At 69.8% G+C, this 24,032-nt stretch carries 20 protein-coding genes and 2 pseudogenes; 16 read left to right on the top strand and 6 right to left on the bottom strand.

The features are described from left to right. Positions 1–92: 92 nt before the first annotated feature. The gene (locus PV419_RS12985; RefSeq protein ID WP_319688104.1) at positions 93–923 is read right to left on the bottom strand and encodes a C40 family peptidase; all 831 of its coding nucleotides are present in this window, start codon (positions 921–923) and stop codon (positions 93–95) included. A gap of 716 nt (positions 924–1,639) precedes the next feature. Between PV419_RS12985 and PV419_RS12980 the strand changes: the two genes are divergently transcribed. From PV419_RS12980 to nuoN, 14 genes are all read left to right on the top strand, one after another. Further along, entirely contained in the window at positions 1,640–1,999 is a 360-nt protein-coding gene (locus PV419_RS12980; protein ID WP_030834888.1) for an NADH-quinone oxidoreductase subunit A, read from the top strand. Between the two features lie 39 nt (positions 2,000–2,038). Further along, a complete protein-coding gene (locus PV419_RS12975; RefSeq protein ID WP_065962853.1) occupies positions 2,039–2,593 on the top strand; it encodes a NuoB/complex I 20 kDa subunit family protein in 555 nt (184 codons plus the stop codon). Further along, a complete protein-coding gene (locus PV419_RS12970) occupies positions 2,590–3,336 on the top strand; it encodes an NADH-quinone oxidoreductase subunit C (protein ID WP_319688103.1) in 747 nt (248 codons plus the stop codon). The genes PV419_RS12975 and PV419_RS12970 overlap by 4 nt, the downstream gene beginning before the upstream one ends. After that, positions 3,336–4,670: an NADH-quinone oxidoreductase subunit D gene (locus PV419_RS12965; RefSeq protein WP_319688102.1), complete on the top strand. Its 1,335-nt coding sequence runs from the start codon at positions 3,336–3,338 to the stop codon at positions 4,668–4,670. Before PV419_RS12970 ends, PV419_RS12965 begins: the two co-directional genes overlap by 1 nt. Positions 4,671–4,687: 17 nt before the next feature. Then, positions 4,688–5,509, top strand: coding sequence for an NADH-quinone oxidoreductase subunit NuoE (nuoE, locus tag PV419_RS12960; RefSeq protein ID WP_319688188.1), 822 nt, complete (start codon positions 4,688–4,690; stop codon positions 5,507–5,509). Then, complete coding sequence (gene nuoF / locus PV419_RS12955; protein WP_319688101.1) at positions 5,509–6,891, top strand: NADH-quinone oxidoreductase subunit NuoF; 1,383 nt, start codon at positions 5,509–5,511, stop codon at positions 6,889–6,891. Before nuoE ends, nuoF begins: the two co-directional genes overlap by 1 nt. Further along, a complete protein-coding gene (locus PV419_RS12950; protein ID WP_319688100.1) occupies positions 6,888–9,383 on the top strand; it encodes an NADH-quinone oxidoreductase subunit G in 2,496 nt (831 codons plus the stop codon). Before nuoF ends, PV419_RS12950 begins: the two co-directional genes overlap by 4 nt. Continuing rightward, complete coding sequence (gene nuoH, locus PV419_RS12945) at positions 9,380–10,753, top strand: NADH-quinone oxidoreductase subunit NuoH (protein WP_319688099.1); 1,374 nt, start codon at positions 9,380–9,382, stop codon at positions 10,751–10,753. Before PV419_RS12950 ends, nuoH begins: the two co-directional genes overlap by 4 nt. Continuing rightward, the gene (nuoI, locus tag PV419_RS12940) at positions 10,746–11,363 is read left to right on the top strand and encodes an NADH-quinone oxidoreductase subunit NuoI (protein ID WP_319688098.1); all 618 of its coding nucleotides are present in this window, start codon (positions 10,746–10,748) and stop codon (positions 11,361–11,363) included. The genes nuoH and nuoI overlap by 8 nt, the downstream gene beginning before the upstream one ends. Before the next feature lie 235 nt (positions 11,364–11,598). Continuing rightward, entirely contained in the window at positions 11,599–12,546 is a 948-nt protein-coding gene (locus PV419_RS12935) for an NADH-quinone oxidoreductase subunit J (protein WP_319688097.1), read from the top strand. Then, positions 12,543–12,842, top strand: coding sequence for an NADH-quinone oxidoreductase subunit NuoK (nuoK, locus tag PV419_RS12930; RefSeq protein WP_014178692.1), 300 nt, complete (start codon positions 12,543–12,545; stop codon positions 12,840–12,842). The genes PV419_RS12935 and nuoK overlap by 4 nt, the downstream gene beginning before the upstream one ends. Before the next feature lie 15 nt (positions 12,843–12,857). Further along, the gene (nuoL, locus tag PV419_RS12925) at positions 12,858–14,798 is read left to right on the top strand and encodes an NADH-quinone oxidoreductase subunit L (RefSeq protein ID WP_319688096.1); all 1,941 of its coding nucleotides are present in this window, start codon (positions 12,858–12,860) and stop codon (positions 14,796–14,798) included. A 3-nt stretch (positions 14,799–14,801) separates the two neighbouring features. Then, positions 14,802–16,451, top strand: coding sequence for an NADH-quinone oxidoreductase subunit M (locus PV419_RS12920; RefSeq protein ID WP_319688095.1), 1,650 nt, complete (start codon positions 14,802–14,804; stop codon positions 16,449–16,451). Beyond that, complete coding sequence (gene nuoN, locus PV419_RS12915; RefSeq protein ID WP_319688094.1) at positions 16,448–18,100, top strand: NADH-quinone oxidoreductase subunit NuoN; 1,653 nt, start codon at positions 16,448–16,450, stop codon at positions 18,098–18,100. The genes PV419_RS12920 and nuoN overlap by 4 nt, the downstream gene beginning before the upstream one ends. A gap of 88 nt (positions 18,101–18,188) precedes the next feature. Here the strand turns inward: nuoN and PV419_RS12910 are convergent, their stop codons facing one another. The 5 genes and pseudogenes from PV419_RS12910 to PV419_RS12890 all read right to left on the bottom strand — a co-directional run bounded on the left by PV419_RS12910 (position 18,189) and on the right by PV419_RS12890 (position 21,600). Further along, positions 18,189–18,686, bottom strand: a complete 498-nt coding sequence (locus PV419_RS12910; RefSeq protein WP_319688093.1) for a hypothetical protein — start codon at positions 18,684–18,686, stop codon at positions 18,189–18,191. A 48-nt stretch (positions 18,687–18,734) separates the two neighbouring features. Beyond that, positions 18,735–19,985 carry a fumarylacetoacetase gene (gene fahA / locus PV419_RS12905; protein ID WP_319688092.1) on the bottom strand — a complete coding sequence of 417 codons (1,251 nt, stop codon included), beginning with the start codon at positions 19,983–19,985 and terminating at the stop codon, positions 18,735–18,737. 171 nt (positions 19,986–20,156) lie between these two features. Beyond that, the gene (locus tag PV419_RS12900; protein WP_319688187.1) at positions 20,157–20,645 is read right to left on the bottom strand and encodes a zinc ribbon domain-containing protein; all 489 of its coding nucleotides are present in this window, start codon (positions 20,643–20,645) and stop codon (positions 20,157–20,159) included. A gap of 44 nt (positions 20,646–20,689) precedes the next feature. Next, positions 20,690–21,181, bottom strand: a pseudogene (locus PV419_RS12895) (RNA-guided endonuclease InsQ/TnpB family protein); the annotation flags it as partial. Then, positions 21,079–21,600, bottom strand: coding sequence for a helix-turn-helix domain-containing protein (locus PV419_RS12890; RefSeq protein WP_319688186.1), 522 nt, complete (start codon positions 21,598–21,600; stop codon positions 21,079–21,081). The pseudogene PV419_RS12895 and the gene PV419_RS12890, both read right to left, overlap by 103 nt. A gap of 167 nt (positions 21,601–21,767) precedes the next feature. Here PV419_RS12890 and PV419_RS12885 point away from each other — a divergent pair. Both PV419_RS12885 and PV419_RS12880 read left to right on the top strand, forming a co-directional pair. Further along, a pseudogene (locus PV419_RS12885) lies at positions 21,768–22,556 on the top strand (NAD(P)/FAD-dependent oxidoreductase); the annotation flags it as partial. 306 nt (positions 22,557–22,862) lie between these two features. Further along, positions 22,863–23,873, top strand: coding sequence for a polyprenyl synthetase family protein (locus PV419_RS12880; protein WP_319688091.1), 1,011 nt, complete (start codon positions 22,863–22,865; stop codon positions 23,871–23,873). Positions 23,874–24,032 lie beyond the last annotated feature (159 nt).

Genomic DNA, 24,032 nt, shown 5'->3' with positions numbered 1-24,032 from the left:
CGCCCCGGACGCGTACGTACGGGAAGGCGGCCTCATGAGGCTCGCTCGGTGACTCCTCCGGCTCTCAAGGGGGCCTGGGAGCCTATGGGAGCCTAGAGGAGGCGGACGGCGCCGGTCGGCGGGTCGTAGCTCAGGTCGCGCTCGACGATGCCGGTGCTCGGGTTCTGGGCGCCGATGAACTTGCCGCCGCCGATGTAGACGCCGACGTGGTACGCGCTGCCCCGGGCGCCCCAGTAGAGCAGGTCGCCGGGCTGCAGGTTGTCCAGCGACACGGCGGTGCCCTGGCTGGACTGGTCCTGCGACACGCGCGGCAGGCTGATGCCGATCTGGTTGAAGGCGGCCTGGGTCAGGCCGGAGCAGTCGTACGAGGAGGGGCCGCTGGAGCCCAGGACGTACGCCTTGCCCAGCTGGGCCTTCAGGAAGTTGATGAGCGTGGCGGCATTGCCGGTCGCCTTCGTCGCGGTGGACGTCGCGTTGCTCGTCGCGGTGGAGAGGGTGGCGCGCTCGGCGGTGCGGGACGCCCGCTCGGCCTTCTCCTGGGCCGCGCGGCGGGCGGCGGCCTTGCGCGCCGCCTCCTTGGCCTCGCGGGCCTTGCGGTCGGCCTCGGCTTTGGCCTTCTTCGCCGCGGCCTTGGCCTTGGCGGCGGCCTGGTCCTGCTGAGCCTGGAGCTGGTAGTCGGAGGCCGCCTGCTGGGTGGCGTCGGCGGACTGCGCGGCGGTGCTCGCCAGGGTGGAGCCGAGGGTCGGCATCTCGAGCGTCGACTCGGCGGCGGCCGGCTCGGCGTCGGCGGCAAGGGCGGGAGTGGCGGCGCCGGCGACCGCGAGCGTGAGGAAGCCACCGGTGACCCCGGCGCGGAGTGCACGCGTGGAGGAGGCGGCACGACGGGGCTTCCGGTGGCTGGGTATGTGTGCGGTCTGGGACATAGGTCCAACCGCTATCAGGGTTCGGAGGCCGGGATCAAGAAAAGTGGAGTGCGCCACATTTGACGCGTACATGCCCGGAATCTCGGGTTCTCGATCTTGCTCCGCACCCGGGGTGTCGTGTCCGAATTTTTCGATCATGCGCATACGCACGGCATTTGACGGCCTCAGCGGGATCGTGTGCGGCCTACCATCAACCCGACTCGCGCACCAAGGATTCCCGTCAAATTGAGATCCACAACCTTTTGCGGGGTGGGATACCTCACTCCCGATCCCGGCTCGTGAACGAAAGCGCGTAGTAGCGATCAAGGGGCGGCGGGGAGAGGTGACCGTGCGGCGGTCCGTGGCCGGGTCACTCATCAGGATGGATGTCTCATATCAGGCAGAGGCGTCTATCGCAAATTTGCGTGTAGATGCCATATCTTATAAAGAGCGCAAGCCGCTCACCTGTGGTGATGGATCCATATGTCACTTCTCGTGATCGATCGGATGCTTCGAGTGCAAGATCACCGCTCATCCGACTTCATGATCCTTCGTCAGGTGGTGGAGATCACAAAGACGTTGTTGCACCCCGTGTCGCAGATCACATACCGACGGGCATAGGATGCAGGCGAAACGGGCTTGTGAACTGCCTCACATGTGCGCGATCTTCATGGGGGCGGTCCGTGAGTCCATGCGGTCCGCCAGACAGTCATCGTCGACTGAAGGGAGCGAGGACGGTGAACGCATACGCGCCCATCCTCGTACTGGGAGCCCTCGGGGCAGGTTTTGCGATCTTCTCGGTCCTCATGGCCGCGATCATCGGCCCCAAGCGCTACAACCGGGCCAAGCTCGAAGCCTATGAATGCGGCATCGAGCCGACTCCACACCCGGCCGGCGGTGGGCGCTTCCCCATCAAGTACTACCTGACGGCGATGCTCTTCATCGTCTTCGACATCGAGATCGTCTTCCTCTACCCCTGGGCCGTCACCTTCGACGCCCTGGGGCTGTTCGGGCTCGTGGAGATGCTCCTCTTCGTGCTCACCGTCTTCGTCGCCTACGCGTATGTGTGGCGGCGCGGCGGCCTGGAGTGGGACTAAGCGGCCTGGAATGGGACTGAGTGAGAGGAGAACCGTCGCATGGGTATCGAAGACAAGCTGCCGAGCGGCTTCCTGCTGACCACCGTGGAGCAGGCGGCGGGACTGGCGCGCAAGTCCTCCGTCTTCCCGGCCACCTTCGGGCTCGCCTGCTGCGCCATCGAGATGATGACCACGGGCGCCGGGCGCTATGACCTCGCCCGCTTCGGCATGGAAGTCTTCCGCGGCTCGCCCCGACAGGCCGATCTGATGATCGTGGCCGGGCGCGTCAGCCAGAAGATGGCCCCGGTGCTGCGGCAGGTCTACGACCAGATGCCGAATCCGAAATGGGTCATCTCGATGGGCGTGTGCGCCTCCTCGGGCGGCATGTTCAACAACTACGCGATCGTGCAGGGCGTCGATCACATCGTCCCGGTCGACATCTATCTGCCCGGCTGCCCGCCGCGGCCCGAGATGCTCATCGACGCGATCCTCAAGCTGCACCAGAAGATCCGCGAGGAGAAGCTCGGCGTGAACCGCGAGCGCGCGGCCCGCGAGGCGGAGGAAGCGGCGCTCAAGGCGCTCCCGACGATCGAGATGAAGGGGCTGCTGCGTTGACCAGTGGAGCCAATGGGGCCAATGGCGTTAACCCGGACCAGGACCTGAACGCCGAGAACCTCCCCGGCCGGCGAGGCGACCAGGGCGAGCCCATCCGCGTCCAGCGTGGCATGTTCGGCGCCAACAACGGCGGCGACACCTCGGGCTACGGCGGCCTGGTGCGTCCGGTGCGGCTGCCGGGCCCGGCCACCCGGCCGTACGGGGGCTGGTTCGACGAAGTCGCCGACGAGCTCGAAGGCGCGCTCGAGGAGCAGTCGCTGGTCCCGGAGAACGCGATCGAGAAGACCGTCGTGGACCGCGGCGAGCTGACCTTCCACATCGCGCGCGAGCACCTGCCGCGGGTGGCCAGGACCCTGCGTGACGACCCGGCGCTGCGCTTCGAGCTGTGCACGGGCGTCAGCGGCGTCCACTTCCCCGGCGACAAGGGCCGTGAGCTGCACGCCGTCTACCACCTGCGCTCGATCACCCACAACCGGCTGATCCGGCTGGAGGTGGGCGTCCCCGACAGCGACCCGCACCTCCCGTCGATCGTCGATGTCTATCCGACCAACGACTGGCACGAGCGCGAGGCGTACGACTTCTTCGGCCTGATCTTCGACGGTCATCCCGCGCTCACGCGGATCATGATGCCCGACGACTGGCAGGGCTTCCCGCAGCGCAAGGACTACCCCCTCGGCGGCATCCCCGTCGAGTACAAGGGCGCCCAGATCCCGGCTCCGGACCAGCGGAGGTCGTACAGCTGATGTCTGCCACCCACGCAACCCCCTCCGCCTCCACGCGCGAGACGACCGAAGGCACCGTCTACACCGTCACCGGCGGTGACTGGGACGAGGTCGTGGCCGCCGCGTCCCGGGCCGACGACGAGCGGATCATCGTCAACATGGGTCCGCAGCACCCGTCCACCCACGGTGTGCTCCGGCTGATCCTGGAGATCGACGGCGAGACGGTCACCGAGGCCCGCTGCGGCATCGGATATCTGCACACCGGGATCGAGAAGAACCTCGAATTCCGGAACTGGACGCAGGGCACCACCTTCGTGACCCGCATGGACTATCTGACGCCCTTCTACAACGAGGCCGCGTACTGCCTGGGCGTCGAGAAGCTGCTGGGCATCGAGGACCAGGTACCGGACCGGGCCTCGGTCATCCGGGTGATGCTGATGGAGCTCAACCGGCTCTCCTCCCACCTGGTGGCGATCGCCACCGGCGGCATGGAGCTCGGCGCGACCACCATCATGATCTACGGCTTCCGCGACCGCGAGCTGATCCTGGACATCTTCGAGCTGATCACCGGCCTGCGGATGAACCACGCGTACATCCGGCCCGGCGGGCTCGCCCAGGACCTGCCGCCCGGGGCGGTCGACCAGGTGCGCGCCTTCGTGAAGAAGATGCGCAAGAACCTGCCCGAGTACGACAAGCTCGCGACCGGGAACCCCATCTTCAAGGCCCGGCTGCAGGACGTCGGCTACCTCGACCTCGCCGGCTGCATGGCGCTCGGCGTGACCGGCCCGATACTGCGGTCCACCGGGCTGCCGCACGACCTGCGCAAGGCCCAGCCGTACTGCGGCTATGAGACGTATGACTTCGAGGTCCCCACCGCCGACACCTGCGACGCCTACGGCCGCTTCCTGATCCGGCTGGAGGAGATGCGCCAGTCGCTGCGGATCGTCGAGCAGTGCCTGGACCGGCTGGCGCCGGGACCGGTCATGGTCGAGGACAAGAAGATCGCCTGGCCGGCGCAGCTGTCGCTGGGGCCGGACGGGCTCGGCAACTCCCTCGACCACATCAAGAAGATCATGGGCACCTCGATGGAGGCCCTGATCCACCACTTCAAGCTGGTGACCGAGGGGTTCCGGGTTCCGCCGGGACAGGCGTACACGGCCGTCGAGTCGCCCAAGGGTGAGCTGGGCGTGCATGTGGTCAGCGATGGCGGCACCCGCCCGTACCGGGTGCACTTCCGCGACCCGTCCTTCACCAACCTGCAGGCCGTGGCGGCGATGTGCGAGGGCGGCCAGGTCGCCGACGTGATCGTCGCCGTGGCGTCCATCGACCCCGTGATGGGAGGCGTCGACCGGTGAGCGATGTGCAGCTGGGAATGCCGCAGCTCCCCGCCCCCGACTACCCGGCCGAGGTCCGGGCGCGGCTCGAGGCGGATGCCGAGGAGGTGATCGCCCGCTACCCCGACAGCCGCAGCGCGCTGCTGCCGCTGCTGCACCTGGTGCAGTCGGAGGAGGGCCATGTCACCCGCACCGGGGTCCGGTTCTGCGCCGAGGTGCTGGGACTGACCACCGCCGAGGTCACCGCGGTCGCCACCTTCTACACCATGTACCGGCGGGGCCCCTCCGGCGACTACCAGGTGGGGGTGTGCACCAACACCCTGTGCGCGGTGATGGGCGGCGACGCGATCTTCGAGGCCCTGCAGCGCCATCTGGGCGTGGGCAACGGTGAGACCACCGAGGACGGCAAGATCACCCTTGAGCACATCGAGTGCAACGCGGCCTGCGACTACGCGCCCGTGGTGATGGTCAACTGGGAGTTCTTCGACAACCAGACCGTGGAGTCCGCCACGCGGATGGTCGACGACCTGCGGGAGGGCCGCACCGTCGAGCCGACCCGCGGCGCGCCGCTGTGCACCTTCAAGGAGACCGCGCGCGTCCTCGCCGGTTTCCCCGACGCGCGCCCGGGCGCGGTCGAGGCGGGCGGCAGCGCCGGCCCGGCCTCGCTGGTCGGGCTGCGGCTGGCCAAGGGGGAGGCGGCGCCCGGCCGGGTCGTATCGCCCAGGTCCGCGAACCACCCGGTGGGAGAGCAGGCGGACGAGCAGGCGCCCACGCACCCGAGCTCCCATGACGCGCCACAGCGGACCTCGGCCTCCGACCCGCACCACCCGTCCGGTCCGGTCACAGAGGAGGGGGAGTGATGACCGTGACAGTCGAGCGGGGCGAGTCCAGCCCCGAGAAGCTGCTGGCACCCGTACTGTCGTCGTTCTGGGACGAGCCCAGGTCCTGGACCATGGACACGTATCTGCGTCACGAGGGCTACGAGGGCATGCGCAAGGCCCTCGCCATGGCGCCCGACGATGTGATCGCGCTGGTGAAGGACTCGGGGCTGCGCGGCCGCGGCGGCGCGGGCTTCCCCACCGGGATGAAGTGGCAGTTCATCCCGCAGGGCGACGGCAAGCCGCACTACCTGGTCGTCAACGCGGACGAGTCCGAACCCGGCACCTGCAAGGACATCCCCCTCCTCTTCGCCAATCCGCACGCCCTCATCGAGGGCATGATCATCGCCTGTCACGCCATCCGCTCCCAGCACGCCTTCATCTATCTGCGCGGCGAAGTCGTGCCCGTGCTGCGCCGGTTGCACGAGGCCGTACGCGAGGCGTACGAGGCGGGCTACCTCGGCAAGGCCGACGCGCGCAGGCAGAAGCTGGGGCTGGCTGATCTGCCCGATCTCGAGATCACCGTCCACGCGGGCGCCGGCGCGTACATCTGCGGTGAAGAGACCGCGCTGCTGGACTCCTTGGAAGGGCGGCGCGGGCAGCCCCGGCTCCGGCCTCCCTTCCCGGCGGTCGCGGGTCTGTACGCGTGCCCCACTGTCGTCAATAACGTCGAGTCCATCGCGTCGGTTCCCGCCATCCTCACCAAGGGCAACGAATGGTTCCGGTCGATGGGCAGCGAGAAGTCCCCGGGCTTCACGCTCTACTCGCTGTCCGGTCATGTCGCCAACCCCGGCCAGTACGAGGGCCCGCTGGGCATCACCCTGCGGCAGCTGCTGGACATGAGCGGCGGCATCCGGCCCGGCCACCGGCTGAAGTTCTGGACGCCCGGCGGCTCTTCGACGCCGCTGCTCACCGAGGAGCACCTGGACGTCCCCCTCGACTACGAGGGCGTGGGCGCCGCCGGGTCGATGCTCGGCACCAAGGCGCTGCAGTGCTTCGACGAGACGACCTGCGTGGTGCGCGCGGTGACCCGCTGGACCGAGTTCTATGCGCATGAGTCCTGCGGCAAGTGCACGCCCTGCCGTGAGGGCACGTACTGGCTGGTGCAGCTGTTGCGCGACATCGAGGCGGGCAAGGGCCGCATGGAGGACCTCGCCAAGCTGGCCGACATCGCCGACAACATCAACGGCAAGTCCTTCTGCGCGCTCGGCGACGGCGCCGCCAGCCCCATCTTCTCCTCCCTCAAGTACTTCAAGGAGGAGTACGAGCAGCACATCACCGGTGGCGGGTGCCCCTTCGACCCCGCCAAGTCCACCGTCTGGGCCGACGATCCGAGCTCCACTCACCTGGGGGTGACCGCATGACCGTGACCACCAATGCACCCTCCGGAGGCGGAGAGGCGGCGGTGCCGCGCGAAGATCTGGTCGCCGTCACCATCGACGGAATCGAGATCTCCGTCCCCAAGGGGACCTTGGTGATCCGCGCGGCCGAGCTGCTCGGCATCGAGATCCCCCGCTTCTGCGACCATCCGCTCCTCGACCCGGCCGGCGCCTGTCGCCAGTGCATCGTCGAGGTCGAGGGTCAGCGCAAGCCGATGGCCTCCTGCACGATCACCTGCACCGACGGGATGGTGGTCAGGACCCAGCTCACCTCGCCCGTGGCCGAGAAGGCGCAGCGCGGCGTGATGGAGCTGCTGCTGATCAACCACCCGCTGGACTGCCCGGTCTGCGACAAGGGCGGCGAGTGCCCGCTGCAGAACCAGGCCATGTCCACCGGGCAGGCCGACAGCCGCTTCGAGGGCCACAAGCGCACCTTCGCCAAGCCGGTGCCGATCTCCGCGCAGGTGCTGCTGGACCGTGAGCGGTGCGTGCTGTGCGCGCGCTGCACCCGGTTCTCCAACCAGGTCGCGGGCGACCCGATGATCGAGCTGCTGGAGCGCGGCGCCCTGCAGCAGGTGGGCACGGGCGAGGGCGACCCGTTCGAGTCGTACTTCTCCGGCAACACCATCCAGATCTGCCCGGTGGGCGCGCTGACGTCGGCCGCCTACCGCTTCCGCTCCCGCCCGTTCGACCTGGTCTCCTCGCCGAGCGTGTGCGAGCACTGCTCGAGCGGCTGCGCGACCCGCACCGACCACCGGCGCGGCAAGGTCATGCGGCGGCTCGCGGCGGACGACCCCGAGGTCAACGAGGAGTGGATCTGCGACAAGGGGCGCTTCGGCTTCCGCTACGCGCAGCTCCCCGACCGGCTCACCACCCCTTTGCTGCGCGACCGGGAGACGGGCGAGTTCACGCCCGCGAGCTGGCCCGAGGCGCTGGAGGCGGCAGCGCGCGGCCTGGCCGCGGCCCGTGGCCGTGCGGGTGTGCTGACCGGCGGCCGGCTCACCGTCGAGGACGCCTACGCGTACGCGAAGTTCGCGCGGGTCGCCCTGGACACCAACGACATCGATTTCCGGGCCCGGGCGCACAGCGCCGAGGAGGCCGACTTCCTGGCCACCCAGGTGGCGGGCCGGGGCCGTGACCTGGACGGCGGCGGGCTCACGTACGCCGCGCTGGAGAAGGCCCCGGCCGTCCTCCTGGTCGGCTTCGAGTCGGAGGAGGAGGCGCCCGGCGTCTTCCTGCGGCTGCGCAAGGCCCACCGCAAGCACGGCCAGCGCACCTTCTCGCTGGCCACCCACGCCACCCGGGGCCTGACGAAGGCGGGCGGCACGCTGCTGCCCGCGGCCCCCGGCACCGAGACCGAGTGGCTGGACGCGCTCGCGGGCCGCACCGGCCTGGACGCCGACGGGGAGCAGGCGGCCGAGGCGCTGCGCGCCGAGGGCGCGGTGATCGTCGCCGGCGAGCGGCTGGCGACCGTGCCGGGCGCGCTGACCGCCGCCGTACGGGCCGCCGCCGCCACCGGCGCCACGCTGGTCTGGATCCCGCGCCGGGCGGGGGAGCGGGGCGCCATCGAGGCGGGCGCGCTCCCCGGGCTGCTGCCCGGCGGCCGCCCGGTCACCGACCCGCGGGCCCGCGAGGAGACCGCCGAGGTCTGGGGCGTCGCCGAACTGCCCGGTCGGGCGGGCCGGGACACCGGCCGGATCGTCGAGGCCGCGGCCGACGGCGGGCTCGGCGCGCTGCTGGTCGCGGGCGTCGAGATCGCCGACCTGCCCGACCCGGCGCGGGCGCTCGAGGCTCTGGAGGCGGTCGGCTTCCTCGTCAGCCTGGAGCAGCGGCCCACCGAGGTCACGGCGCACGCGGACGTGGTGCTGCCGGTCGCGGCGGTCGTCGAGAAGTCAGGCACCTTCCTCAACTGGGAGGGGCGGGCCCGGCAGTTCGAGGCGGCCATCAAGCCCGACCAGATGACCCGCCGCCATGTCCTTCCGGACGCCCGGGTGCTGCACATGCTGGCCGACGCGATGGATGTGCCGTTCGACCTGCCGGATGTGCAGGCCGTACGGGCCGAGCTGACGCGGCTGGGCACCTGGGGCGGCTCCCGCGGCATCGGGCCGATGGAGACCGGCGGGCCGCTGCCCCGCCCGGGCGAGGGCGAGGCGCTGCTCGCCGGCCACCGGCTGCTGCTGGACCAGGGCCGGCTGCAGGAGGGCGACGCGGCGCTCGCCGCGACCCGGCACGCGGCGGTGGCCCGGCTGTCGGAGGCGACCGCGGCGGAGGCGGGGGTGCGCGACGGCGAGACCGTACGGGTCACCGGCCCGGCCGGGTCGGTCCACCTGCCCCTGGCGGTGACGGCGATGCCCGACCGGGTGGTCTGGCTGCCGCTGAACTCCACGGGCGGCGGCGCGTACGGCGACCTGGGCGCGCGCCCGGGTGAACTGGTCAAGATCGGCGCTCTCGCGACCGAACCGGAGGTGACCTCATGAGCCTGAGCTACCTCGCCGCAGAAGACCTGTCGATGTTCGGCCGCGACCCCTGGTGGCTGGTCCTGATCAAGGCGGTCTTCTGCTTCGCCTTCCTGATGGTGACCGTGCTGATCTCCATCGTCATGGAGCGCAAGGTCGTCGGGTGGATGCAGCTGCGCATCGGGCCGAACCGGCACGGCCCCTGGGGCATGCTGCAGTCCTTGGCCGACGGCGTGAAGCTGATGCTGAAGGAAGACATCGTCGTCAAGGGCGCGGACAAGGTGGTCTACGTCCTGGCGCCGGTCGTCGCGGCCATCCCCGCCTTCATGGCGGTCGCGGTCATCCCCTTCGGCCCGGCCGGGAACGAGATCTCGATCTTCGGGCACCGCACCACGATGCAGCTGACCGACCTGCCGATCGCGATCCTCTACATCCTGGCCACCGCCTCGGTGGGCATCTACGGCATCGTGCTGGCGGGCTGGTCGTCCGGCTCCACGTATCCGCTCCTCGGGGGCCTGCGCTCCTGCGCCCAGATGATCAGCTACGAGATCGCGATGGGCATGTCCTTCGCGGCGGTCTTCCTCTACTCCGGGTCGATGTCGACCTCCGAGATCGTCAACTCCCAGCACGACCGCTGGTACGCGCTGCTGCTGCCGGTCTCCTTCATCATCTACATCATCGCGATGGTCGGTGAGACCAACCGCGCGCCCTTCGACATGCCGGAGTCCGAGGGCGACCTGGTCGGCGGCTTCAACACCGAGTACTCGTCCATCAAGTTCGCGATGTTCATGCTCGCCGAGTACATCAACATGGTCACCGTCTCGATGGTCGCGGTCACCCTCTTCCTGGGCGGCTGGCGGGCCCCATGGCCGATCAGCACCTTCTGGGCGGGGGCCAACCACGGCTGGTGGCCGATGCTCTGGTTCGTCGGCAAGGTCCTCTCGCTGCTGTTCGCCTTCGTCTGGATCCGCGGCACGCTGCCGCGCGTGCGCTACGACCAGTTCATGAAGCTGGGCTGGAAGGTGCTCATCCCGGTCTCGATGGTGTGGCTGATGCTGGTCGCGACGGTGCGGGCGCTGCGCAACGAGAACTACGACTACCAGGACATCGTGCTGTACGTCGGCGGCGCGGTCCTCGTCCTCCTGCTGCTGTCGTTCGTCGTCGACATCTTCCGCGACAGGGAGGTCCGCGACCGGGAGACGGCGGAGGCGGAGGCCGAACAGGGCCCGGAGCCCGCCTTCGACCCGATGGCGGGCGGCTTCCCGGTGCCGCCGCTGCCCGGCCAGACCCTGCCGCCCGCACCGCGCCGACGCCCGCGACACGACCGCGAGCTGATTGTCAGTGGCGGGCCTGACACTGTCAGTGACGGAAAGGAGGCCGACGGTGTCTGACTTCCAGAACCCGGTGGCCGGCTTCGGCGTGACCTTCAAGGCCATGTTCAAGAAGCGGCTCACCGAGCAGTACCCCGAGGTGAAGAAGCCGACCGCGCCCCGATTCCACGGACGCCACCAGCTCAACCGCCACCCGGACGGGCTGGAGAAGTGTGTCGGCTGCGAGCTGTGCGCATGGGCCTGTCCGGCGGACGCGATCTATGTGGAAGGCGCGGACAACACGGACGAGGAGCGCTACTCCCCGGGGGAGCGCTACGGCCGCGTCTACCAGATCAACTATCTGCGCTGCATTCTGTGCGGCCTGTGTGTCGAGGCGTGCCCGACCCGGGCGCTGACCATGACCAACGAGTACGAGCTCGCCGACCGGACCCGCGAATCGCTCATCTACACCAAGGAGGAGCTGCTCGCGGGGCTGGAGGAGGGCATGGTCGACTCCCCGCACGCCATCTACCCCGGCATGGACGAGCAGGACTACTACCGCGGTCTGGTGACCGAGGCCGCGCCCGGGACGGAGCGTCAGGCGGCGGTCAGCAAGGGCGAGGTCCCTCCCGGGGGCGCCGTACCGGTCGCGGGTGACGAGGAGCTCCGGCAAGAGGGGGCGCAGGCATGAGCGTGTCTTGGCGCGCTGCGCGGGCTGGACTGAGGAGCCGCGCAGCGACGGAGGAGCGAGCAGTGACGAGGGAAGCCCGCGTGTTGGAGCGCGGCGGGACTGAGCGGGGGGAGGGGTGCGTGTCTTGGCGCGCTGCGCGGGCTGGACTGAGGAGCCGCGCAGCGACGGAGGAGCGAGCAGTGACGAGGGAAGCTCGTGCGTTGGAGCGCGCCGGGACTGAGTGGGAGGGAGGGGCATGAGCAGCACGCTGGCCGCCGCCGTGACCACCACCTCCACCGGCGAGGCCGTGCAGTTCTGGGTCCTGGCCACCGTGGCCGTGATCGGCGCGCTGGGCACGATCCTGATGCGCAAGGCCGTGCACAGCGCCCTGTGCCTGGCGGGCACCATGATCGTCCTGGCGGTCTTCTACCTGGCCAACGGCGCGTACTTCCTGGGCGTCGTCCAGATCGTCGTCTACACCGGCGCGATCATGATGCTCTTCCTCTTCGTCGTCATGCTGGTCGGCGTCACCGCCGCCGACTCGCTCAAGGAGACGCTGAAGGGGCAGCGCTGGCTCGCCGCCCTGTGCGGGCTCGGGTTCGGCATCCTGCTGTGCGCCGGGATCGGCAATGCCTCGCTGAAGAGCTTCAACGGCCTCGGCCAGGCCAACTCCGGCGGCAATGTGGAGGGCCTGGCCGCCCTGATCTTCACCAAGTACGTCTTCGCCTTCGAGATCACCGGCGCGCTGCTGATCACCGCGGCGGTCGGCGCGATGGTGCTGACCCACCGCGAGCGCACCGAGCGCGCGCTCAGCCAGCGCGAGCAGGCCGAGCGGCGGGTGCGCACCGGCACGCAGGTGCCGCCGCTGCCCGCGCCCGGCGTCTACGCCCGGCACAACGCGGTGGACATCCCCGGCCTGCTGCCCGACGGCACACCCGCCGAGCTCTCGGTCAACGCGACGCTGCGTGGCCGCGGCCAGGTCCGGGACGTCTCCGGGAAGGCGCTGGCCCAACTGGCCGCCCTGGAGCAGCGCTCGGCGCGCTGGCTGGGGCGGGACGCCAAGGGCGCGGGGCGCCCCGGGGGCGGAAAGGGTGCCGAGGGCGCCGAGGGACCCGCCGGCGAGAACGGCGCGGCCGGGGCGAACGGCGCGGCTGATCCGGCAGACGCCGAGCATCCCGAGGACTCGAAGGGGGTCGCCAAGTGAACCCGGTCAACTACCTTTATCTGGCCGCCCTGTTGTTCACCATCGGCGCGGCCGGGGTGCTGATCCGGCGGAACGCGATCGTCCTCTTCATGTGCGTCGAGCTGATGCTGAACGCCTGCAATCTGGCGTTCGTCACCTTCTCCCGGATGCACGGCAATCTGGACGGCCAGATCATCGCCTTCTTCACGATGGTCGTCGCGGCCGCCGAAGTCGTGGTCGGTCTCGCGATCATCGTGTCGGTGTTCCGCGCCCGCCATTCGGCCTCGGTCGACGACGCCAGCCTGATGAAGCTCTAGAAGGGTCGCGTTCACGTGGAGAACCTCATCGGATTGCTTGTCGCGGCCCCGCTGCTCGGCGCGGCCCTGCTGCTGTGCGGGGGGCGGCGGCTGGACGGCAAGGGCCATTTGCTGGGCACCGCGCTCGCGGTCGCCTCCTTCGTGATCGGGGCGGTGCTCTTCGCCGACATGCTCGGCCGGGACGAGCACGACCGGGCCCTGCACAGCCACCTGTTCAGCTGGATCCCGGTCGGCGGCTTCCGGGCGGACGTCGCCTTCCAGCTCGACCAGCTGTCGATGACCTTCGTGCTTCTGATCACCGGTGTGGGCAGCCTGATCCACATCTACTCGATCGGCTATATGGAGCACGACGAGCGCCGCCGCCGCTTCTTCGGCTATCTCAACCTCTTCCTCGCGGCGATGCTGCTGCTCGTCCTCGCCGACAACTACCTGCTGCTGTACGTGGGCTGGGAGGGCGTCGGTCTCGCCTCGTATCTGCTCATCGGCTTCTGGCAGCACAAGCCCAGCGCGGCCACGGCGGCGAAGAAGGCGTTCATCGTCAACCGGGTGGGCGACGTCGGTCTGTCGATCGCCATCATGCTGATGTTCACGACCTTCGGGACGTTCGCCTTCGCCCCGGTGCTCTCCCATGCCACCGACGCGGGCGAGGGCAAGCTCACCGCCATCGGGCTGATGCTGCTCCTGGCCGCCTGCGGCAAGTCGGCCCAGGTGCCGCTGCAGTCCTGGCTCGGGGACGCGATGGAGGGCCCGACCCCGGTCTCCGCCCTGATCCACGCGGCCACCATGGTGACCGCGGGCGTCTATCTGATCACCCGCTCGGGCGCGATCTTCAACGCCGCGCCGGACGCCCAGACCGCGGTGGTCACCGTCGGCGCGGTCACGCTGCTCTTCGGTGCGATCGTCGGTTGTGCGAAGGACGACATCAAGAAGGCCCTGGCCGGCTCGACGATGTCGCAGATCGGCTACATGATCCTGGCGGCCGGGCTCGGCCCGATCGGGTATGTCTTCGCGATCATGCACCTGGTCACCCACGGCTTCTTCAAGGCGGGGCTCTTCCTCGGCGCCGGCTCGGTCATGCACGCCATGAACGATGAGGTCGATATGCGCAAGTACGGCGGCCTGCGAAAGTACATGCCGGTCACCTTCGTGACCTTCGGGCTCGGCTATCTCGCGATCATCGGCTTCCCGGGTCTCTCCGGCTTCTGGTCCAAGGACAAGATCATCGAAGCGGCCTTCGCCAAGGGCGGCACGGAGGGCTGGATCCTGGGCGGTGTGGCGCTGCTCGGCGCGGCCATCACCGCGTACTACATGACCCGCGTGATGCTGCTGACCTTCTTCGGCGAGAAGCGCTGGGGCACCACCCCTTCGCCCGAGGAGCCCAGCGCGGAGCCCGCCGCCGAGACCGCCGGGGCGCACGCCGAGCCGCACCCCCACGAGTCGCCGAGGTCCATGACCATCCCGATGATCGTGCTGGCCTTCGGATCGGTGTTCGCGGGCGGGCTGTTCAGCCTGAATGACGCGTTCCTGAAGTGGCTGGAGCCCGTCACCAGCCACAGCCACGGGGACTCCCCGCTCAGCGCCGCCACCGTCACCGCCGGGACCATGGTCGTCCTGCTGATCGGCGTCGCGCTCGCCTGGGCGCAGTACGGGCGCCGGCCCGTGCCGCGCACCGCCCCGCGCGGCAGCCTGCTCACCCGGGCCGCCCGGCGCGACCTGCTGCAGGACGACTTCAACCACGTCGTCCTCGTCAAGCCCGGCGAGTACCTCACCCGCGGACTGGTCTACGTGGACCACAAGCTGGTCGACGGCGTGGTCAACGGCACCGCGGCGTCGGTCGGCGGCCTCTCCGGGCGGCTGCGGAAGCTCCAGAACGGCTACGCCCGCACGTACGCGGTCTCGATGTTCGGCGGTACGGCGGTGCTCATCGCCGCGACCCTGCTGATGAGGGCGGTCTGAGTCATGTCATTTCCCCTGCTGACGGTCACGGCCGCGGTGCCCGCGCTGGGCGCGATCGCCACCGCCGCCGTGCCCGCCGCCAAGCGCACCGCCGCCAAGTGGGTGGCCCTGGGCTTCTCGCTGGCCACGCTCGTCCTGGCGGCGATCGTGCTGGTGCGCTTCAACCCGGACGGCGCCCACTTCCAGCTCACCGAGTCGCACGCCTGGATCAAGGACTTCGGCGTGCGGTACGAACTGGGCGTGGACGGCATCGCGGTCGCCCTGATCGCGCTGACCGCGGTCCTCATCCCCTTCATCATCCTGGCCGGGTGGCATGACGCCGACCCACTCGAAGAGGCCAGCCCCAACCGGCGCTGGCGGCCCACTCAGGGCTTCTTCGCGCTGATCCTGATGGTCGAGGCGATGGTGGTGATCTCCTTCGAGGCCACCGACGTCTTCGTCTTCTACATCTTCTTCGAAGCCATGCTGATCCCGATGTACTTCCTCATCGGCGGCTTCGGGGACCGGGCCGGGGGGCGGTCCGAGGAGGAGGCGGCCACCCAGCGCTCGTACGCCGCCGTCAAGTTCCTGCTCTACAACCTGGCGGGCGGCCTGATCATGCTGGCCGCGGTGGTCGGTCTGTACGTGGTCACCGCCGACGACCTGGGCACCGGCACCTTCTCGCTGCAGCAGATCACCGACGCGCGGGCCGCCGGCACCCTGGACTTCGCGACCAGCACCGAGCGGCTGCTGTTCCTCGGCTTCTTCTTCGCCTTCGCCGTGAAGGCGCCGCTGTGGCCGCTGCACACCTGGCTGCCCAACGCGATGGGGGAGGCCACCTCCCCCGTCGCCGTGCTGATCACCGCGGTGGTCGACAAGGTCGGCACCTTCGCGATGCTCCGCTTCTGCCTCCAGCTCTTCCCGGAGGCCAGCAAGTGGGCGACGCCGGTGATCCTCGTCCTCGCCCTCGTCAGCATCATCTACGGGGCGCTGCTGGCGGTCGGCCAGCGGGACATCAAGCGGCTGATCGCGTACGCCTCGATCTCCCACTTCGGCTTCATCATCCTCGGCATCTTCGCCATGACGACGCAGGGCCAGGGCGGAGCCACCCTCTACATGGTCAACCACGGCATCTCGACCGCCGCGCTGATGCTGGTGGCCGGATTCCTGATCACGCGGCGCGGGTCGCGGCTCATCGCCGACTACGGCGGGGTGCAGAAGGTCGCCCCGGTGCTCGCCGGCACCTTCCTGATCGGCGGTCTGGCCACCCTGTCGCTGCCCGGCCTGGCGCCCTTCATCAGCGAATTCCTGGTCCTCGTCGGCACGTTCAGCCGCTATCCGGTGCTCGGCGTCATCGCGACCGTCGGCATCGTGCTGGCCGCGCTGTACGTCCTGGTGCTGTACCAGCGCACCATGACCGGCCCGGTGAAGGCCGAGGTGCGGGGCATGCCCGATCTGAAGGTGCGCGAGCTGGTGGTGGTGGCGCCGCTGATCGCGCTGCTGATCTTCCTCGGCGTCTACCCGAAGCCGCTGACCGACATCGTCAACCCGGCGGTCGATCACACGTTGTCCGTGGTGGACAAGAAGGATCCCAAGCCCGATCACCCCGTCACTGACGCGGGCTGGTTCAGTTACAGCCCGATGCACGACCGTGCTTCCGGAGGTGCCAAGTGAGCCACGCGGCCACTGTCCACAACCTGTGGACGACAGCGGCGGTGTCGCCCGACAAGATCCCCGCGCCGGACATCGAGTACGGTCAGTTGGCGCCCACGCTGATCGTCCTCGGCGCCGCGATCGTCGGGGTGCTGATCGAGGCCCTGCTGCCGCGCCGCCACCGCTACGCCGCCCAGCTCTTCGTCTCGGTGGTCGCCCTGGCCGCGGCCTTCGCCGCCGTCCTGGGCCTGGCGGCCGGGGACTACGGCACGAGCAAGGCGCGCATCGCGGCCATGGGGGCCATCGCGGTCGACGGACCCGCGCTCTTCCTGGAGGGCACGATCCTCCTTGTCGCGCTGGTCGCGGTCTTCACCTTCGCCGAGCGGCGGCTCGACCCGGCGGCACACGGCAACCGCGTCGACTCCTTCGCCGCGCAGGCCGCCGCCGTCCCGGGCGGCGAGGCCGAAAAGGCCGCCGTCAAGGCCGGCTTCACCACCACCGAGGTCTTTCCGCTGGTCCTCTTCGCGGTGGGCGGCATGCTCGTCTTCCCCGCCGCCAACGACCTGCTGACCCTCTTCGTGGCGCTGGAGGTCTTCTCACTCCCGCTGTATGTGCTGTGCGCGCTCGCCCGGCGCCACCGCATGCTCTCGCAGGAGGCCGCCGTCAAGTACTTCCTGCTCGGCGCCTTCTCGTCCGCCTTCCTGCTCTTCGGGATCGCGCTGCTGTACGGCTACGCGGGCACCGTCACCTACGCGGGGATCGCCGATGTCGTCGACGGCCAGGTCCGCGAGGTCACCCCGGCGCTCGCCGGGACCATGGGCAATGACGCGCTGCTGCTCATCGGCGGCGCGATGGTCCTGATGGGTCTGCTGTTCAAGATCGGTGCCGTGCCCTTCCACATGTGGACGCCGGACGTCTACCAGGGTGCCCCGACCCCGGTGACCGGCTTCATGGCGGCGGCGACCAAGGTCGCGGCGTTCGGCGCGCTGCTGCGTCTGCTGTACGTCGTGCTGCCGGGACTGCGCTGGGACTGGCGGCCGGTGATGTGGGGCGTCGCGATCGTCACCATGCTGGGCGGCGCGATCGTCGCGGTCACCCAGACCGATGTGAAGCGACTGCTGGCCTACTCCTCGATCGCCCACGCCGGCTTCATCCTGGCCGGTGTCGTCGCCACGACGCCCGAGGGCATCTCCTCGGTCCTCTTCTACCTCGCCGCGTACTCCTTTGTGACCCTCGGCGCGTTCTCCGTGGTCACCCTGGTCCGCGACGCGGGCGGTGAGGCCACCCATCTGTCCAAGTGGGCCGGGCTCGGCCGCCGTTCTCCCCTGGTGGCCGCGGTCTTCGCGGTCTTCCTGCTGGCCTTCGCCGGGATCCCTCTGACGAGTGGTTTCGCGGGGAAGTTCGCGGTCTTCAAGGCGGCGGCGGACGGAGGCGCGGGGCCGCTGGTGGTGATCGGTGTGATCTCCTCGGCGATCGCCGCGTTCTTCTACATCCGGGTGATCGTCCTGATGTTCTTCAGCGAGCCGCGGACCGAGGGCCCGTCGGTGGCGGTGCCGAGCCCGCTGACGTCGGCGGCGATCGCGATCGGCGTCGCGGTGACGATCGTGCTCGGCGTCGCCCCGCAGTACTTCCTCGACCTGGCCGGCCAGGCGGGGGTCTTTGTGCGCTGAGCCGCCCGTCGCCTTCCGTGGCCGCTGGGCGGCCGTCCGCCCGGTCCCCCGTATGGAGGGCCGGGCGGACGGGCGTTCTGGCCTCCGGTCAGCCGCCGGTGACGCCGCCCACACTCTCCAGACCGGGGATGTCGGTCGGGAAGTCGGTGGGCATGTCGGCGGGCGTGGTCACCTTGGTGAAGGTGTCGTTCAAGCCGGCGTCCCAGCTGACCTTGAGGGTCTTGCCGTCCGCGCTCGCCTTCACCGAACCCATGGTGCGGTCGGTGTTGCCGTCGGCGCAGTCGAGCATCAGCATCTTGTTGCCCATGTCGGCGTACTCGCCTTTGCACTGGTGCTTGCCCGCGACCAGGGCTGCCGTTTCGCCCTTGATGGAAAGGATCAACGCGTCGCCGCCGGACTTCGCCACATAGGCGCCCGACACCTCGCCGCCCGCGCCCCCCTCCGCAGGGGCGCTCGACTGCTCGCTCGACGGGGCCTTCTTGGACGGATCCGACTTGCCGTCGCCCCCGTCGCTGTCGCTGCCGCATCCGGTCATCAACAGGGCGGCCGCGGCCGCCGCACCGGCGATGCGCACTGCCTTGATCACGTGTCTCTCCTCGATCGTGGGACGGGAACACGACAAGCTAGCAGCCGCTCACGGCACTGACGGGACGACGCAACCCGTTACTTCCCCTAGTGCGACAACGCTGTTACCGGGGCCCGGGGCCCAGGCGCTGAGGGTCACCTCGTCGCCGTCCTCCAGGAACGTCCGCTCTCCGTCGGGCAGTCGCAGCGGGTCTCGGCCCGACCAGGTCAACTCCAGCAGACAGCCGCGCTGGTGTGGCTCGGGGCCGCTGACCGTGCCGGAGGCGAAGAGGTCGCCGGTGCGCAGCGAGGCGCCGTTGACGGTCATGTGCGCGAGCTGCTGGGCGGCCGTCCAGTACATGGCGGCGAAGGGCGGGTGGGAGACGGGGTGGCCGTTGATGGCGACTTCGATGCGCAGGTCGAGCCCGCCCGGCTCAGCGGCCCCGGCGGTCCCGGCAGCGGAGTCGTCGAGGTAGGGGAGGGGCGGGACGTCGCGGGCGGGCGGGTCGGTGCGGGCGGCGGCGAGGGCGTCCAGCGGGGTGATCCAGGCGGCCACGGAGGTGGCGAAGGACTTTCCGAGGAAGGGCCCGAGCGGGCGGTACTCCCAGCTCTGGATGTCGCGCGCGGACCAGTCGTTGAGCAGGCAGACGCCGAAGACGTGGTCGTGGAACCCGGAAAGCGGCACCGGTGTATTCAAGGGTGAAGGGGCACCGACGACGAAGGCGACCTCCGCCTCGAAGTCGAGCCGGCGCGAGGGGCCGAACGGGGGGAGTGCGGAATGACCGGGAGGGGAGCCCAGTTGGCCGCGGGGGCGTACGACGGGCGTGCCGGAGACGACGACCGTGCCCGCGCGCCCGTGGTAGCCGATGGGCATGTGCTTCCAGTTGGGGGTGAGCGGCCCGCCCTCCGGGCGGAAGATCCTGCCCACGTTGGACGCGTGGTGCTCGCTGGCATAGAAGTCGACGTAGTCCGCGACGTCGAAGGGCAGATGGAGCGCGACGGTGGTGAGGGAGTGCAGAAGGGGCTCGATGGCGGACCGATGCGCCGACTCGGTCAGCCAGGCGCGCAGCTCTTCTCGCACCGCCCGCCAGACGGGGCGGCCCGCGGCCATCAGCGGATTGAGCGTCGGATGGCCGAGCAGCGCGGCGTGCGGGGAGCCGACGGCGGCCGCGGCGGCGCCCGCGTCCAGGACGTGGGCGCCGTAGCGGACCCCGATTCGGCGCAGGTCAGGGGCGTCGGGGGTGGTGAAGACGCCGTAGGGGAGGTTGTGCGGGCCGAAGGGATCGTCGTGGGGCAGGTCGAGCGGGCTCAGTGGGGGCATGGGACTGCCTCGCCTTCTCCTGGTCGCCGGAGGTTGCCGGGATCGCCGGGCCACACCCTACGGGGGCGGGCGAGTGAAGGGAGGGCTGTACCGACTACTGCCTAAAGAGCAGGCAATGTCCGGATAGTTCTTGCTGTGGTCGTCAATTCCCCAGTAGCGTCCTTCATCGGGTCACGCACAGTGGGGGGGCCACTGCGCTGCGGTGACCGAGGGGGACTCTTGACCTCCTCCGTCGGCTTGAAGGCCGTGGATTCTCCGTCTGACGGTGGCTTCTCGGAGTGGGAGACCACCGGCTCGGGCGGGTTCCTGTTTCCTCCCCACGTGGATGGGGGTTGTGCGCGCTGCCAGGGCATCCCCTGGTCTTAATGGCGCTCCGCAGGCGTTTACCCGTGCCGTTACCGGCTTGGGGCCCCAGGTCCTGGGGTGGGTGGTGCTGTCGTGTTGGCCGTGAGGATACGTCGGCCTTCGTCGCGGACGTTCCCGCCCGGCATTCCAGTCCCGGTCGTGCCGCGTGTGGCAGTGCGGGCATGTCCAGGTGCGGATGTGCAGGGGCTTGGGGCTGTCCCGGTGTCCGCAGGCGGAACATATCTGGGAGCTGGGGAAGTTGCGGGCGACGTTGACGAAGGCCCGTCCGCGTCGGGCTGCTTGTATTCGCAGCACATTACGAACTGTGCCCAGCCCGCGTCGTGCACGCTCTTGGCCAGCCGTGTGCGTGCCAGTCCTCGCACGTTCAGGGTCTCGGTGAAGACGGCTTGGTTCTCGCGCGTCAGCCTGTGGGACCACTGATGGTGGAAGTTCCGGCGCGCATCGGCCACGGCGGCGTGAGCACGGGCGACCTTGATCCGGGCCTTGTCCCGGTTGTTGCTGCCCTTCTTCTTGCGCGACAGCTCCCGCTGCCGCTTCTTCAGCTTCTTCTCCGCCCTCCGCAGATACTTCGGGGAGGCGATGTGCGAGCCGTCCGCGAGCACCGCGAAGCGGGTAAGGCCAAGGTCGATACCCTGGTCCCGCTCGGTCGGCGGGAGGAGGTCGTCGGCCGGGTCGGTCTCCACTGCGAAGGACACCCAGTACCGGCTGCAGCGGTCCTTGATCAGCGTCACCGAGCTGGGCTCGGAGGGCAGGGTGCGGGTCCACGTGACCCGCACATCACCGATCTTCGGCAGGCGAAGCCTGCCGGTCTTGAGGATCGACCAGCGGTCGGAACGGGTGAACCGCGCGGTCTGCCGATTGTCCTTGCGACTCTTGAACTTCGGCGGGGCGAGCTTCGGCCCCTTGCGCTGCCCGTCTTGGAGTCCTCGTGTGCCTTCCACGCCGCATCCAGATCGCGGAGGGTCTGCTGCATGACGCCGACCGGCGCATCGCATGGGAACGCACGCTGCTCGGTCTTCTTTGCCGCTGTGATCAGTGTCTTGCCCAGCTCGGCGTTCTTCGGGATCGGCTGATACGGGCCCTCAGTGATCCGGTCCCTCGGACTGCCGAGCAGCTTGTTCGACGCCTTGCGCGGCTTTTGCATCGCCAGCGCGTCGTTCCAGACCACGCGTCGGCACCCGAACACCCGGGCGGCGCGGATGCGCTGGGCGGGCGTCAGAGTGACGCGGTACTGGTAGCGAAGCTGCATGCTGGCATCGTACGAATGTTGCTTTTGGTCGAATACCAAGAGACCGGAACAGGCGTAAACTGCCGTTTTCTTCTCCATGTGCTTGGTTTTCGTTACGAAGTACAGGCACAACGCGTTCGCCGAACCAGCAGATGCGGGCCGTGCGCGCGCATTTCGAAATCGAACTCGCCGAGTTCGCCGCCACCGTCCCTGACGGCCTCTCTCCCACCGGGCCCGTCTCGCACAGCTCGCAACACCGCGACCTGGGGCGTTTCGCCGGGCGTGAGGTGGTGGTGGTCGGGGCCGGGCAGTCGGCGTTGGAGTCCGCGGTGCTGCTGGCCGAGGCGGGCGCCGCGGCGGTGCGCGTGGTGGCGCGCGGGAAGCGCGCGGTCGCGTTCGGTGCGCCGCCGGACCGTCAGCCGCGGCTGCGCCCCGAGTCGCCCTTCGGGCGCGCCTGGTCGCTGTACGCGCTCTCGTACCACGCCGCGGCCTTCAGGCGGCTGCCCGCGCCGGCCCAGCGGTCTTTGGTCCGCACGGTCCTGGGGCCGCTGGGCGCCTGGTGGCTGCGGGAGCGCTTCGCGGGGCGGGTGCAGGTCACGCAGGGGCAGCGGGTCACCCGGGTGGAGGTGGAGAGCGGCGGGCGCGTGGCGCTCTCCCTGCGCGGCGGCGGGCGCGTGGCGCTCTCCCTGCGCGGCGGCGGGCGCGCCGGTGAGCTGGCAGCCGACCATGTGATGGCCGCGACCGGATACCGGATGAATGTGGCGGCGCTGGGCTTCCTCGGGCTCGAGCTGCGGGCCGCGGTGGTGACCGGCGCCGGAGGGCCGTGGCTGGACGCGGGCTATGGCTCCTCCGTGCCGGGCCTGTATTTCACCGGATTGCCCGCGGCGGCGAGCTTCGGGCCGGTCATGCGGTTCGTCTGCGGCACCGAGAACGCCTCGCCCCGACTGGCCAAGGCGGTGGCGTTGGCCCGTGGGTGACGGTGTGGCCATCCGCCCGAGGAAGCCGTGTCAGCCGCTGATGTCACGGCCGTCACGGAATGACCGACTGTTGATCAGTGATCGACCCACAGTCGATCACTGATCGATCGGGGACCGGAGCACGATTGATCTGTCGGTGAGCGCGGAAAATGTCGTGGAGAGCCGGTCGGCAGAGCGCCGGAAGTGATAGCTCGCACAAGGCGGGAAGGCGCCCATGGTGATCGCCAGCCGACCGGATACGCTGCCTTTAGTGGAGACAGCGACACATCGACATTGCGTGTGACCGCAGGCAGACAGGAGTACCCCGTGAGCGTGGTCGGGCCCTTCGGGCTGAGCGTGCGGGACCGGACTCTGGAAGCCGATACCCAGGCCGGGCTGACAGCCGTCGAAGAGGGCCTGCTGGAGGCCACGAAGAGCGACGTGCCGTTCATCACCGAGGCCGCCCAGCATCTGATGCGGGCGGGCGGCAAGCGGTTCCGGCCGCTGCTGGTGCTGCTCGCCGCGCAGTTCGGCGACCCGTACGCGCCCGGGGTGGTGCCCTCCGCCGTCGTCGTCGAGCTGACTCACCTGGCGACGCTCTATCACGACGACGTCATGGACGAGGCGGACGTCCGCCGCGGTGTGGCCAGCGCCAACGCCCGCTGGGGCAATTCGGTGGCGGTGCTCACCGGCGACTTCCTGTTCGCCCGCGCCTCGCACATCCTGGCCGATCTGGGCCCGGAGGCGGTGCGGATCCAGGCCGAGGCGTTCGAGCGGCTGGTGACCGGGCAGATCCTGGAGACGGCGGGGCCGAGGGACGGCCGCGACCCGATCGACCACTACCTGGACGTGCTCCAGGGCAAGACCGGTTCGCTGGTGGCGGTCTCCGGGCGGTTCGGCGCGATGATGTCGGGGGCCGACGAGTCCGTCGTCAGCATCCTCACCCAGTACGGCGAGCGGCTGGGCATCGCCTTCCAGCTGGCCGACGATGTGCTGGACATCGCCAGCGACAGCCATGAGTCGGGCAAGACCCCCGGCACCGACCTGCGGGAGGGCATCGCCACCCTCCCCGTGCTCCATCTGCGGGCGCAGGCGGAGGCGTCCGGCTCGGCCGAGGACCGCGAGCTGTGCGAGCTGCTGGACGGAGACCTCAGCGACGACGGGCTCCACGGCGAGGTGCTGCGGCGGCTGCGTGCCCACCCGGCGCTGGAGCAGGCCCGCCGGGACACCCTGCGCTATGCGGCGGAGGCCCGCGCGATGCTGGCGCCGCTGCCCCAGGGAGCGGCGAAGGCCGCGCTCGAGGGGCTGTGCGACGCGGTGGTGCACCGGGCCGGCTGACCGCCGCCCGCGGCGCCGTTCGCGTCGCTGTCCCGGGTGGGCTCCGCGGGCCTCCCGGGCGCTCCTTCGGCTCAGCCCTGGGGTGCACCGGGTCCTACCTCAGGGGTACCCGGACGTGATCCTGTCGGCTGACGCGCCAAGACGGTCGATTTGGTGGGA

Origin of the sequence: Streptomyces sp. ME19-01-6 (assembly GCF_033793745.1) — a bacterium.
Classification (GTDB): Bacteria; Actinomycetota; Actinomycetes; order Streptomycetales; family Streptomycetaceae; genus Streptomyces.
Note: the sequence above shows the minus strand (reverse complement) of the source record. Positions and strands in the feature narration are given on the sequence as shown.